The organism is Microbacterium sp. LjRoot45 (genome assembly GCF_964253325.1).
Lineage (GTDB): Bacteria > Actinomycetota > Actinomycetes > Actinomycetales > Microbacteriaceae > Microbacterium.
This window is the reverse complement of sequence record NZ_CAXUQM020000001.1, coordinates 188,919-201,346: the sequence shown is the minus strand read 5'-3', so window position 1 is coordinate 201,346 and position 12,428 is coordinate 188,919. Positions and strand designations below refer to the sequence as shown.

Genomic DNA, 12,428 nt, shown 5'->3' with positions numbered 1-12,428 from the left:
CGCGCGACTACGCTGGAAGAGTGGCCCGAACCCCGCTCCTGTCGACGCGCGTGCTGCTCGTGTGCGCTGCGATCGGTGTCGCCACCGGCATCGTCGGGGGCATCGCCGGTTCGCTGAGCCTCGTGGTGATCGCGACGGCACCGTTCCTCTACGGACTGCTGCTCGGAGCGCACGTGCTGCCGGGCATCGTCGCACAGGAGGTGCTCCGCCTTCCGCTCGTGGCCCTCATCACGCACGTGCTCGCCGCTCTCGTCGCGAGCGCGTTCGCGCCCATGTGGATCGGTCGGTTCCTCGGCACGGCGCTGCTGTTCGGCGCGATCCAGGAGGGCGTCGCGGCGCTCACCCGGTACCGGTCCTGGGGCCCGTGGCGGTTCTTCGTCTCGGCGGTCATCATCGGCGTGATCGTCGCGGTGGTCGTCTTCTTCGCGGCCGATCTGTCCAAGCTCGACCCGTGGGCGCAGATCGCCTACCTCGCCCTGTCGGTGCTGTCTCCGGTGGCGTGGACGGCGGGCGGGTTGGCCGTCGGGCGAGGTCTGCGCCGCGCCGGCGTCGCCCGCGCCCGCGTCTGACGGCGTCCCCCACCCGGCACACAGCCGCGAAGTTAGGGTGGGCTAAGTTGGTGGGGTGGGGAACCGAAACGAGACGGTGACCGGGCGGGCACCGACCGGCTCCCGCGGCGACGGCGGCGGCACCGCGTTCGTCGAGGTGCGGGACGTCACCATCACCCACGACGGCGAGAGCACGGCGACCCCCGACGGCACGTCCTTCGAGGTGCGGCGCGGCGAAGTCGTGCTCCTGCTCGGACCCAGCGGTTCGGGCAAGTCGACCCTCGCCCTGGCGCTCAACGGCCTCATCCCCCACTCGATCCCCGCCGCGGTCACCGGCCGGGTGCGCATCGACGGGCTGGATGCCGGGACGACCCCCGTCTCCACTCTGAGCACCCGCGTGGGCATGGTCTTTCAGGACCCCGACGCCCAACTGGTCACCGGCACCCTGCTCGACGAGGTCGCCTTCGGGCCGGAGAACCTGCGCCTGCCGGTCGAGGAGGTTCTCGCTCGAGCCGAAGACGCCCTGCGCCGCGTCGGTCTGTGGGATCGGCGGGCGGACAACCCCGACCGTCTGTCGGGCGGTGGCCGCCAACGACTCGCGATCGCGTGCGCACTGGCGATGGGGTCGCCGTTGCTGGTGCTCGACGAACCCACCGCCAATCTCGACCCGGCGGGCATTGAGGAGGTTTATGCGACGCTGGCCGAGGTGTCGGCCGCGGGCGACCGCGCGATCGTCCTCATCGAGCACAACCTCGATGCCGCCGTGTCGATCACCGATCGGGTGGTCGCCCTCGATGCACGCGGCCGCACCGTCGCCGACGGACCGACCGATGCCGTGCTGCGGGGCCACGCGGCAGAGCTCCACGCCCTGGGCGTCTGGCTTCCCGTCTCGACCCTCGCCGCCCTCGCCCTGCGCGACGCCGGGTGGCCGCTGGAGCCCCTCCCCCTCACCCCCGACGAACTGGCGGCGGCGGTCGACGGCATCCCCGCACCACCGGCGCCACCCGGCACAGCGGCTACGGAACGGGCGGGGTCTCCGGCCGCGGAACGGGCGGCATCCCCGACGGTCATCGAGGTGCGCGGGCTCGACGTGTCCCGGGGGCGCACGCCGATCCTCCACGACATCGACCTCACCGTGCGCGCGGGCGAGTTCGTCGCGATCGTCGGCGCGAACGGCGCCGGGAAGACCACGCTGCTGCAGGCGATCTCCGGCGTGATCCCCGTGCCCCGCGGACACGTGTCGATCAGCGGTGCCGACCCGGCCCGCACCGATCTGCGCACCCTCGCGCGGCGGATCGGCTTCGTCTTCCAGAACCCCGAGCACCAGTTCATCGCTCACACCGTCACGGAAGAGCTCGCCCACGGGCTCCGGCTGCAACGGCTTCCCGAGGCCGACGTCCAGGGCCGGGTGCGCGACGTCCTGGAGCGGTTCGGACTCGTCGACAAGGCTGACGTCCACCCGTTCCTGCTCTCGGGCGGGCAGAAGCGCCGACTCTCGGTGGGCACGGCGCTGGTCGCCGGCGCGCCGATCCTCGCGCTGGACGAGCCGACCTTCGGACAGGACCGCGCCCGGGCCGACGAGCTCCTCGGTCTCCTGAGCGCGCTGCGCGATGCGGGCACGACGATCCTCGTCGTCACCCACGACATGCAGCTCGTCACCGACTACGCCGACCGCACCATCGTCATCGAAGGCGGACGCGTGACGGCGGATGCCGCGACCTCCGACGTCTTCGCCGACGACGCCCTCCTCCGACGTGCGGGCCTGCGCCTGCCGCCGCTACGTCGCGCCCTGCAGGGGTCACGGCATCCTGCACTGGCGCGCGCCACGCGTCTGGCCGACCTCGCCCCTCGGGAGAACCTCCCGTGAGCGCCCTCACCGCCGACCCGTACGCCGAGGTCGCCCCGCGCGGACGATTCCTGCTCGGCCTGAATCCGCTCGCCAAGCTCGCCGCTCCCGTCCCGGCGATGGTGATGCTCATCTTCGTGCGTGACCTCGTCACACCCGTGGCGCTCATCGCGCTGTCCTACGCGGTGATCGCCGTGGGTGCACGGCTCACCGCGCGCCTGGCGCTGCTACTGGCCCTCGCCCTTCCCGCCGGGGTGGTCGTGGTCGCCTTCGGCATGTCGGTGTGGACGGATGCCGCCCGCGTCGACCAGTCCGTCACGGTGCTCTCGCTCGGCTCCTGGACCCTGTACGGCGGTGCGGTGGCCATCGGCCTGGCCACCGCGCTGCGGCTCGGCGCGATCATCGCGCTCGCCCTGATCGCAGGGCTCACGACGACCGGTCCCGACCTCGTGCGTGCGACCGTGCAGCAGCTGCGCGTGCCGTACCGCATCGGCTACACGGCCCTCGCCGCGTTCCGTTTCGTCCCGCGCTTCGGCCACGAGCTCGACGTGATCCGTCAGGCCCACCGCGTGCGGGGCTCCCATGGCGGGCGCGGGCCCTTCGCCGCGCTGGCCCGCTGGTGGGGATACATCGTGCCGTTGCTGGCCGGCGCCATCCGTCACGCCGAGCGGGTCGCCCTGGCCATGGACTCCCGAGCCTTCGGCGCCTACCCCGACCGCACCGAACGGCACCTCGTGCCCTGGCGCGCGCGCGACACCGTGTTCACCGCGGCGTTCTGGGCGGCGTCGCTCGGCATCCTGCTCGTGCTCTTCCCCTGGCAGCTCTGACACCCCCCTCCCCCCGAAAGGACGGCGCCGTGGCGCGATACAGCAGTCTCGTGAAGCCCGCCTCGCAGGACCTCCTGCGCCTGACCGTGCTGCGTACCGAGCGGCTGAGTGCGCACTGGATGCGCATCACCCTCGGCGGCGGCGACATCGACCGGTTCACCCCGCTCGGGTTCGACCAGTGGTTCCGCATCTTTCTGCCGCACACCGGCGGCTCCGGCGACGAAGGGCTGGAGCGGATCCCGGCGAAGGCGAACAAGATCTTCGGCTACCTCAAGTACCTGCGGATCCCCGACGGCATGCGCCCCGTGATGCGCAACTACACGGTGCGCGCCTACCGCCCGGCAACCGCCGGTCGAGGCGCCGAACTCGACGTCGACTTCGTGCTCCACGGGTCGGGTCCGAGCGCCGGACCCGCATCGCGCTGGGCGGATGCCGCGCAGCCCGGCGAGTCGGTCGTCATCATCGACGAGGGCCTCGGGTTCAACCCCGAGCGGGGAGTGGAGAAGGTGGCGCTGGTCGCCGACGAGACCGGCGCACCCGCGCTGGCCGGGGTGTGCGCGTCGTTGCCGGCGACGGCGACCGGCTTCGCGATCATCGAGACGCCGTCGGCCGACGACATCCTCGCCTTCGACGCGCCGGCCGGGGTCGAGGTGCAGTGGATCGTCCGAGAGGACGGCGTCAAGCCCGGAACGCTCGCCCTCGCCGCGCTTCAGGACCGCGCGGTCGACCCCGGTGTGCATGCCTTCATCGTCGGCGAGCAGGCGCTTCCTACCGCAGCCCGCCGCCACCTCGTGGGTGAGCGCGGGGTCGACAAGAATGCGGTCAGCTTCGTCGGCTACTGGCGCGTCGGAGCCGCCTCGCCGGCCCCGAAGTCGCAGGTCGCGACCGCCGAGGGGAGCCCCTCGTGAGCCGCGTCTCCACCGTCTATCTGCTCACCTGCGCGGCCATCGGTGTCGCCGGAGGGGTGCTCCTGTGGGGGTCGTCGGCGCTCGGCATCGTGGTGTCGGCGACCGTGCCGTGGCTGCAGGTCGGGTTCACCGGATTCTGGATGCTTCCCGGTGTCGTCGCCCTGCGGCTGTTGCAGCGCCCCTTCGCCGGATTGGTGACGGGGCTGATCGCCGGCCTCGTCATCCTGCCGTACATCGGCGCCAGCCTGTGGTGGGTCTTCTTCGCGGAGCTCCCCTTCCTGCTGCTCCTGTACAAGCGCTGGTGGACGGGGCTGCACTACGTCGGGGGGCTGCTGGCGGCGATCCCGTATCCGATCCTCGCCGCCGAGTACTTCGGCGTGTGGTCGATGCCCGTGTGGACGCAGATCGCGATGTTCTCGATCACGATCGTCAGCTGCGTGGCCGCGGCGGCACTCGGCATCCTCATCGCCGACCGCCTGACGCGCGCGGGCGTCGCCCGGCTCGCGCGGCGGCGACCGACGGAGGCGACCGCCGCCGCGGCCTGAGCCCATCGGTGCCACCCGGTCCGGTGCGAGCAGCCGCCCGCATACAGGCAGGGGCGCGGTCCGTCGGCTAGGCGGGCGCGACGGCCCTCCCGATCGTCAGCATGAGCCGGTTGGCCCAGTTGAAGAAGGCCGCGCCGTGCACGACGTCCGAGATCTCCAGGTCGTCGAGACCGGCGGCGCGGAGGCGTGCGACGTGCGCGGGCCCGAACGCGATCGGCGTCTGCGTGAGCGCGGTGGCCGCCGCGACGATCGCGTTCCACCGCTCGCCCAGGTCGGCGTCGACGCCCTCCGCGAGCAGACGGTCCACGGCGTCACCCCGGCCGGAGAAGTGCGCGGCGAACCGCGCGTGCACCGACGCGCAGAAGACGCAGCCGTTGACCCGGGATGCCGCGGCCGCCGCGAGCTCCCGGTCGGCGCGCGGCAGGCCCTCGGCGACGTTGTAGAAGATGTCCTTGTCGGTGAGGGTGCGCGCCCGCAGGATCTCGGGGTCGCGCGCGAGGAGCCGGAAGTAGTCGGAGCTCGCGCGGCCGCGGTCGACGAGTCCGGCGTGGTGCCGCTCGGTCAGCTGGTCGACGGGCAGCGGCTCGAGCCACGGCAGCCAGCCGACGCTGTCGCGCGTGAACGCGTCGGGGTGCGGGGCGTCGTGGCGGAGGGCGCGGATGCCGTCGGCGGTCTCGACGATCGTGTCGCTCATGCGGCCACCTCCGTCGCCGAGAGCACTCGGAGTCCCGCAGCGACGCGCTGCTGGAAGGCGAGGAAGGCGATGAGCTGCGACAGGGTCACGATGCCGTCGGTGCTCCACCCGGCATCCAGGAGCGCGTCGTGCGCGGCGCCGTCGGTTTCACGCAGCCGGTAGGTGACCAGGTGCGCGTGGGCGAGGGCGGCGGCGAGCTTGTCGCCGACGGCGGCGCGGACGTCGACCGTCGGCACGTAGCGCGGTCCGACGATGTTCTCGCGCTGCAGGCCGGGTTCGGCGTACACGCCGTACGGCCCGGCGGCGGTCTGCGCGTCGGCTTCGGCGAGCACGTGCGCGGCGAGGTCGGGAGCGGCCTCGCGCGCGCGGTGGGCGTAGAAGCCGGCGGTGGCGTCGGCGGCGGTGAGGCGCGTGACGAACGCCGCGAGCAGCCAGCGGTCGTCGAGGGCGAACTCGCTGTCGTCGAGGGGCGCGAACAGGGCGTCGAAGCTGGCCTGCGACTGCTCGCGGGTGACGGGTCTGCGTCGCGCCGAGACGGCCGGCGAGGCGCCGGAGATCTCGTCGATGACGTCGGGGATGGCGGTGGTCATGCGTGTCCTCCTGTGGTGATGGGGTGGGATGCCGGCGAAGCCGACGGGGAGCGCCACCCCAGGGCGGGGGCGACCTCCGTGGCGAACAGCTCGATGGAGCGCAGGATGTGCGCGTGCGGCGCGTCGACCGAGTGCACCTGGAAGGCGACCTCGTCGGCGCGGGCGAGGGTGGGGTCGGCGGCGAGCGACGCGGCGACCTCGTCGGGGGTGCCGACGTGGGTGTCGCTTGCGGCGATGAGGGTGTCGAGGTCGACGCCCTCCGAGAGCCGGCCGCCGCGGAAGGTGCGGATCGCCCGCCGCAGCCCGGCGTCGGCGAAGGCGCGCGCCTCGGTGCGGTCGTCGGCGACGAACACCGTGCGGGATGCCGTGACGAACGGCCGCGCGCCCGACGGCAGGGCGTCGAGGTACGCGTCGACGATCGGCTCCTGGAGCTCCGCGAGGGTCGCGTCGGGGCGGTCGTCGGGGCGCGGCTGGGTGCGGGAGAGGAGGAGGCCGTGGCCGTGGCGTCCGGCGCGCGCCCCGCCGGACGGGGAGAAGGTCGCCTGCCAGACGCGGTCGCCGAGGGTGCCCGCGTCGGGGTAGAGGGTGTTGCCGCCGCCGACGTCGCCGCCGCGCAGCGCCGTCAGCAGGGTGTCGAGCTTCGCCTCGTAGACCGCGGTCTTGTCGGCCAGTTCCAGCCCGAACGGGGCGAACGAGGTCGGGGTGCCGCCGCTACCGAGTCCGAGGTCGAACCGTCCGCCCGACAGCAGGTCGAGCACGACGGCATCCTCGGCGACCCGCACGGGGTCTTCGAGAGTGAGGGTCACGACGCCGGTGCCGAGACGGATGCCGTGCGTCGCGGCGGCCGCGTGGGCGAGGAAGACGAACGGCGACGGCAGTCCGCCCTCGGCGGCGCGGAAGTGGTGCTGAGCGACCCAGGCGCGGTCGAGTCCGAGACGCTCCGCCTGCTGGAGCTGGGCGAGGGCGAGGGCGTAGCGCTCGCCGGGCGAGGCGTCGTCGAGGAGGCGGGTGAACAGGGCGAGCTGGGTCATGGTGTTCCTCGGTGGGGGCGGGACGGGCCGGTCACGGCGAAGGCGGGGGTGGGGATGGCATCCAGCAGGGCGACGGTGTAGTCGCTGCGGGGCCGCTCGAACACGTCCCGCGTGGAGCCCGTCTCCTCGACCCGGCCGCGGGAGAGCACGGTGACGGTGTCGGCGATCTGGCGGACGACGGCGAGGTCGTGGGAGATGAACAGGTAGGTGAGGGCGCGCTCGCGCTGCAGCTCGTCGAGCAGGCGGAGGATCTGCGCCTGCACCGTGACGTCGAGCGCCGACACGGGCTCATCAAGCACCAGGACGTCGGGCTTGGGGGCGAGCGCGCGGGCGATCGCGACCCGCTGGCGCTGCCCGCCGGACAGCTCACGGGGCCGCCGGTCGTGGAGCGCCGCGCCGAGGGCCACTCGGTCGAGCAGGTCGGCCGCTTCCCGCCGCGCCGCGGCCCGGGACAGCCCTTCGAAGCGGCGGAGCGGCTCGGCGACCGTGTCGAGGATGCGCATCGTCGGGTTCAGCGACGCGTACGGGCTCTGGTACACCAGCTGCACCCGTCGGCGGAACGCGCGCAGGGCGGTGCCGGTGAGGCCGCGCCCGTCCGGTCCGACGAGGTCGGTGCCGGCCACCCGTACGGCGCCCGAGGTCGGAGCGGTGAGACCGAGGGCGATGCGCGCGACCGTCGACTTCCCCGACCCCGATTCCCCGACGATCGCGTGGGTCGTGGCGGGCGGCACGGTGAACGACACTCCGTCGAGCGCGTGCACGTCGGAGCGGCCTCGGTGCCCCGGGAACACCTTGCGGAGATCGGCGACCTCGATCGCCGGTGCCCCCGCGCCGTCCGCCGAGCGGCGCGGTGCGGGGTCGCGGAACCGTGCCGGCTGCAGCGCGGGGGCGTTTGCGACGAGGCGGCGCGTGTAGGCGGCGACGGGAGGCGCTACGGCCTCGTCCGGCGCCGCGGTGTCGCCGAAGACGGCGGCGCCGAGGACGGTGCGGACGTCACCGGCATCCTGCACGATCCCGCCCTCCAACACGATGATGCGGTCGGCACGCTCCGCGGCGACCGCGAGATCGTGCGTGACGAACAGGAGGCCGGAGCGGTCTTCGCGGCGCAGGTCGTCGAGGAGGTCGAGCACCGTCCGCTGCACCGTGACGTCGAGGGCGCTCGTCGACTCGTCGGCGACGATGAGTCCGGGCCGCAGCGCGATCGCGCCGGCGATCAGCACCCGCTGCCGCTGCCCCCCCGACAGCTCGTGCGGGAAGGAGCGCGCGATGCGGCCCGTGTCGGCGAGCCCGACGCGTTCGAGGAGACCCTCGACCTCGCGGGCGACGACGGCGCGATCGCGTTCCCCGTGGATGCGGAGCACCTCGCCGATCTGCCAGCCGACCGTCTTCAGCGGGTCGAGGGATGCCGTCGGGTCTTGCGGGACGAGACCCACATCGCGTCCCAGGATGCGTTCGAGCCGTCGCGGCGACCAGCCGGTGATGTCCTGGCCGCCGAGCGCGACCGTGCCGCGCAGGCGGACGGCCCCGCGAGGAAGGAGGCCGATGGATGCCAGGGCCGCCGTCGTTTTCCCCGACCCGGTCTCGCCCACGAGGGCGACCGCCTCGCCCGGCTCGATGCGGATGTCGATGCCGTCGACGGCCACGACCCGACCGCGTCGCGACTCGTACGCGACGGCGAGGTCGCGGACGTCGAGGACCGCGCTCATCGTGCCGCCCCGATCGCCTGGCTGATGCGGTTCGTCGCGAGCACGACGAGAAGCAGCACGACTCCCGGCAGAGCCGTCACCCACCACGCTGCGCCGAGGAGGTTGCGCCCCTGCGCGATGATCATGCCCCACTCGGGGTCGGGCGGCGTCACCCCGTACCCGAGGAACCCGAGGGTCGACAGGGCGAGGATCGCTCCCCCGAACTGCAGCGCCAGCAGCGCCAGCACCGGACGCAGCGAGTTGGGCAGGATGTGTCCGAAGAGGACCGTCAGGAACGTGCCGCCACTGCCGTAGGCCGCCTCGACGTACTCGGTGCCGCGCACCTGGACGACCTCCGATCTCGTCAGCCGCGCGAAGCCGGCGATCGACCCGACCCCGACGGCGAGCGCCGCGTTGGCGGTGCCCGTGCCCAGCAGCACGACGACCGTGAGGGCGAGCAGGAGGCCCGGGATGGCAAGGAGCACGTCGACGACACGCATGACGACGGCATCCGCGGCCCCTCCGATGCTCGCGGCGACGGCGCCGAGCAGCACGCCGACGACGAGACCCACCGTGACGGCGAGCGCGGCGCCCAGCAGCGACTCCCGCGCACCGAAGACGACGCGGGACAGCTGGTCGCGCCCGACCGCGTCGGTGCCGAACGGATGCGCGAGCGACGGCGCCTGCAGCGCCGCGGCCACCTGCGTGTACGGCGAGAACGGGGCGAAGAGGGCCGGGGCCACCGCCCAGGCGAGCACGACGGCGAGCACCGCCGCCGACACGACGAGCGTCGGCGAGGGGCGCCGGCGGCGCCGGATTGCGGGGCGCGGGGATGCCGCGGGCGCGGGTGCGGGCGCGTCCTCGTGGAGCACCGGCTCGTCGAGGAGGGGCGGCGAGATGATCGCGGTCATGCGGCGGCTCCGATCGGCGAGGGGACAGAGGGGGACTCGGCAGCGAGGGATTCGGGCGGGGAGGACTCGGCCGGTTGCCGGCCGGCAGGGGAGGTGCTCCACGAGCGGCGGCGGCCCCCGGGGCGGCGCAGGCGCGGATCGAGCACCGGGAAGAGAAGATCGACGACGAGGTTGACGGTGACGAAGACGAGGGCCGACAGCAGCACCACCGCCTGGATGACCGGGAGGTCCTGACCGGCCACCGCCTCGTTCACGAGACGCCCCACGCCGTTGCGACCGAAGACGGTCTCGGTCACCACCGACCCGGCGATCAGCTCGCCGAAGATCAGCCCGCTGATCGTCAGCGTCGGCAGGAGCGCGTTCTTCGCCGTGTGCCGCAGGAGGATCCACGACCGGCTCGCGCCCTTCGCCGTCACCACCTGCACGAACGGACGGGCCTCCACCTCGTCGAGACTCCGGCAGAACACTTGCGCGAGCGGTGCGGAGATCGGCACCGCCAACGTGATCACCGGCAGGACCAGCGCCTCCACCGGCGACGCGCCGATCATCGGCACCCACCCCAGTTGGAACGAGAACACCTGGATCAGCACGAGACCGAGCCAGAACGCGGGGATCGAGATGAACAGCGACGGCACGGCATCCAAGGCCCGCCGCACCCACGTGAACGGCGCGAAGACGGATGCCGCGGCGATCGCCGCCGCGATCACCAGCGCGAGCACGAACGCCGCCGACGCCAACTGCGTCGTCTGCGGCAGCGCCGCGGCGAGGCGGTCGGCCACGGGCACCGCGTTGGTGATCGAGTAGCCCAAGTCGCCCTGCACGGTGCCGATGACGGCGTGGACGTACTGCAGGAGCACCGGGTCGTCGACGCGGTAGTACTCCCGGATGGCGGCGATCTGCTCCGCCGAGAGCCCCATCTCGGGGTTCTCGAATTTGACCATGATCCCGTCGCCCGGGAGCACCGAGAGCAGGAAGAAGGTCGCCGTGTACGCGGCCCACAGCACAAGTGCCGCCTGGCCGATACGTCCGATGAGGTAGCGCATGATGTCCTTCCCCTGCTCCCGGTGATCCGCGTCCTACTGCTGCAGCCAGGTGTCGTAGAGCACCACCCGGCCGACCGGCTCCCACGTGAGGCCGTGCGTCTGGGCCGACGTCGCATACGTCTGCGGCAGCTCGTACAGCGGGATCGTGTAGGCGTTGTCGATGAGGTACTCCTGCACCTCCGCCGCCTTCGCGTATCGCTCCTCGGTCGAGGAGAGGGTCGAAATCTCGTCGAGGAGCCCGTCGAGCACGTCGTCGTCCGACACCAGGGCGTTCCGGTTGGAGGCGCTGTGGAAGTTGCTCTTCAGCACGTCCGGGTCGACGCGACCGACGTGGGTGATCGCCACCGGCAGCTGCTGCGGGTCCTTCTGACCGGCCGTGGCGGTCGCGGCATCCGGGGTGTCGATGTTCAACTTCACGCCGACCTTCTCCCACTGCTCGGCCACGAGCTCGTCGAGCTGCTGGTTCAGCGGGAAGACCGCACCGACCCAGGTCTCGAGCTCGAGGCGCTGGCCGTCCTTCTCGCGGATGCCGTCGGCGCCGGGCACCCAGCCCGCCTCGTCGAGCAGCGCCGCCGCCGCCTCCGGGTCGTAGCCGAGCTTGTCGGACAGGTCGACGTACCCCGTCGCGCCGCGGCTCAGCACCGACGTCGCCTGCGCGAACTTGCCCTGGTAGATCGTGTCGACGATCGCCGCGGTGTCGGTCGCCTTCTGCAGCGCCTGCCGCACCCGGAGGTCGGCGAGGAGCGGGTTCGTCCAGCGGAGTGCGAACTGCGGGTTCACCCCGTTGGTCGGCGCGTAGTGCACCTCGTTGCCGGCCGCCGTCAGCGCATCCGCGTCGTACACCTGCACCGCGCGGATCGCATCGGCCTGACCCGCCGTCAGCGCGCCGGTGCGGACGTTGTCCTCCGGCGTGACGATGATCTCGATCGCATCGAGGTAGGCGCGGCCCTGGTGCTCCGACACCTCGGGCGCCCAGTCGTAGTCCTCGCGCACGGCGAGGGAGTACTGCTGCTCGGGCACCACGTCGCCCACGGTGAAGGGGCCCGTCGCGACGAGGTTCTCCAGCTGGCACTGCTCCTCGTAGGGCAGCTCGGCCGTCGCCTTCGCGACGATCGCCGAACCCACCACCGACGTGGCCTGCAGGAAGCCGGGGGTCGGCGCGGAGAAGGTGAACTTCACCGTGTGCTCGTCGACGACCGCGGAGGCCTCGTAGTTCGCGACGAACTCCTGGGCGGCGAGCCCCAGCGCCTCGTCGCCCAGACCGAAGTGGTCGAAGTTCAAAGCGACGGTCTCGGCATCCAACGGCGTGCCGTCGGAGAAGGTGACGTCGTCGCGCAGGTGGAATACGTACTCGGTCGCGTCGTCGTTGATCTCCCAGTCCGTCGCGAGCCACGGCGAGATCTCACGGGTCTCGGGGTCCTGGTAGGTGAGCTTGTCGGCGACCTGGTTGAGGATCGTCGCGACCGGGTAGAAGCCGCCGCCGCCGGCGTAGAAGCACGTCGGCGCCTGCGACTCGAGGAACGTGAGGGTGCCGCCGGTGACGGGCTCACCCGCCGCCGCGGCGGAGTTCTGCGGGGAGGCGGACGGGGTGCTGCAGGCGGCAAGCGCGAGCGCCGCGGCAACGGCGACGAGGCCGGCGCCGGCGCGGCGGGCGTGAGGGTTCATGGATGCTGCTCCTTGGTGGGTGGGAGTCCCCCACGGTAGGAGCGGGTGCGGCGCCGGCCCGACGGCATCCGTTACGCGGCTTCATCCGCCGTCATCCGGCGTCATGTGCTGCGCCCGGCAGGCCGGGTGGGGGCG

Annotated in this window: 12 protein-coding genes; 5 read left to right on the top strand and 7 right to left on the bottom strand. The window is 72.7% G+C overall.

The features are described from left to right. Positions 1–20: 20 nt before the first annotated feature. The 5 genes from ACSQ18_RS00915 (at position 21) to ACSQ18_RS00895 (ending at position 4,674) form a co-directional block, all read left to right on the top strand. The gene (locus ACSQ18_RS00915) at positions 21–569 is read left to right on the top strand and encodes an ECF transporter S component (protein WP_436035196.1); all 549 of its coding nucleotides are present in this window, start codon (positions 21–23) and stop codon (positions 567–569) included. Between the two features lie 76 nt (positions 570–645). Further along, positions 646–2,415, top strand: coding sequence for an ABC transporter ATP-binding protein (locus tag ACSQ18_RS00910; RefSeq protein ID WP_436038371.1), 1,770 nt, complete (start codon positions 646–648; stop codon positions 2,413–2,415). After that, positions 2,412–3,221, top strand: a complete 810-nt coding sequence (locus ACSQ18_RS00905) for an energy-coupling factor transporter transmembrane component T (protein ID WP_436035194.1) — start codon at positions 2,412–2,414, stop codon at positions 3,219–3,221. The genes ACSQ18_RS00910 and ACSQ18_RS00905 overlap by 4 nt, the downstream gene beginning before the upstream one ends. A 29-nt stretch (positions 3,222–3,250) precedes the next feature. Then, positions 3,251–4,129, top strand: coding sequence for a siderophore-interacting protein (locus ACSQ18_RS00900; protein ID WP_436035193.1), 879 nt, complete (start codon positions 3,251–3,253; stop codon positions 4,127–4,129). Then, on the top strand, positions 4,126–4,674 hold the full coding sequence (locus tag ACSQ18_RS00895) for an ECF transporter S component (RefSeq protein ID WP_436035192.1): 549 nt from the start codon (positions 4,126–4,128) through the stop codon (positions 4,672–4,674). The genes ACSQ18_RS00900 and ACSQ18_RS00895 overlap by 4 nt, the downstream gene beginning before the upstream one ends. Positions 4,675–4,741: 67 nt before the next feature. Here the strand turns inward: ACSQ18_RS00895 and ACSQ18_RS00890 are convergent, their stop codons facing one another. The 7 genes from ACSQ18_RS00890 to ACSQ18_RS00860 are packed head-to-tail and all read right to left on the bottom strand — an operon-like array spanning position 4,742 to position 12,293. Then, positions 4,742–5,368 (bottom strand): alkylhydroperoxidase domain protein, encoded by a 627-nt coding sequence (locus ACSQ18_RS00890; protein ID WP_436035191.1) that lies wholly within the window; start codon positions 5,366–5,368, stop codon positions 4,742–4,744. Continuing rightward, a complete protein-coding gene (locus ACSQ18_RS00885) occupies positions 5,365–5,958 on the bottom strand; it encodes a CMD domain protein (RefSeq protein ID WP_436035190.1) in 594 nt (197 codons plus the stop codon). Before ACSQ18_RS00885 ends, ACSQ18_RS00890 begins: the two co-directional genes overlap by 4 nt. Further along, the gene (locus tag ACSQ18_RS00880) at positions 5,955–6,989 is read right to left on the bottom strand and encodes a putative FMN-dependent luciferase-like monooxygenase (RefSeq protein ID WP_436035188.1); all 1,035 of its coding nucleotides are present in this window, start codon (positions 6,987–6,989) and stop codon (positions 5,955–5,957) included. Before ACSQ18_RS00880 ends, ACSQ18_RS00885 begins: the two co-directional genes overlap by 4 nt. Further along, positions 6,986–8,695, bottom strand: coding sequence for a dipeptide ABC transporter ATP-binding protein (locus ACSQ18_RS00875; RefSeq protein ID WP_436035187.1), 1,710 nt, complete (start codon positions 8,693–8,695; stop codon positions 6,986–6,988). The genes ACSQ18_RS00880 and ACSQ18_RS00875 overlap by 4 nt, the downstream gene beginning before the upstream one ends. Then, positions 8,692–9,585 (bottom strand): ABC transporter permease, encoded by an 894-nt coding sequence (locus ACSQ18_RS00870; RefSeq protein ID WP_436035186.1) that lies wholly within the window; start codon positions 9,583–9,585, stop codon positions 8,692–8,694. Before ACSQ18_RS00870 ends, ACSQ18_RS00875 begins: the two co-directional genes overlap by 4 nt. Continuing rightward, positions 9,582–10,628, bottom strand: coding sequence for an ABC transporter permease (locus tag ACSQ18_RS00865; RefSeq protein WP_436035185.1), 1,047 nt, complete (start codon positions 10,626–10,628; stop codon positions 9,582–9,584). Before ACSQ18_RS00865 ends, ACSQ18_RS00870 begins: the two co-directional genes overlap by 4 nt. Positions 10,629–10,661: 33 nt before the next feature. Beyond that, positions 10,662–12,293 (bottom strand): TIGR04028 family ABC transporter substrate-binding protein, encoded by a 1,632-nt coding sequence (locus ACSQ18_RS00860; RefSeq protein ID WP_436035183.1) that lies wholly within the window; start codon positions 12,291–12,293, stop codon positions 10,662–10,664. Between the last annotated feature and the right edge of the window lie 135 nt (positions 12,294–12,428).

Bases quoted from the DNA above. Each gene is read 5' to 3' on its own strand.
- ACSQ18_RS00890 (WP_436035191.1), bottom strand. From the start codon at position 5,368: ATGAGCGACACGATCGTCGAGACCGCCGACGGCATCCGCGCCCTCCGC.
- ACSQ18_RS00885 (WP_436035190.1), bottom strand. From the start codon at position 5,958: ATGACCACCGCCATCCCCGACGTCATCGACGAGATCTCCGGCGCCTCG.
- ACSQ18_RS00880 (WP_436035188.1), bottom strand. From the start codon at position 6,989: ATGACCCAGCTCGCCCTGTTCACCCGCCTCCTCGACGACGCCTCGCCC.
- ACSQ18_RS00875 (WP_436035187.1), bottom strand. From the start codon at position 8,695: ATGAGCGCGGTCCTCGACGTCCGCGACCTCGCCGTCGCGTACGAGTCG.
- ACSQ18_RS00870 (WP_436035186.1), bottom strand. From the start codon at position 9,585: ATGACCGCGATCATCTCGCCGCCCCTCCTCGACGAGCCGGTGCTCCAC.
- ACSQ18_RS00865 (WP_436035185.1), bottom strand. From the start codon at position 10,628: ATGCGCTACCTCATCGGACGTATCGGCCAGGCGGCACTTGTGCTGTGG.
- ACSQ18_RS00860 (WP_436035183.1), bottom strand. From the start codon at position 12,293: ATGAACCCTCACGCCCGCCGCGCCGGCGCCGGCCTCGTCGCCGTTGCC.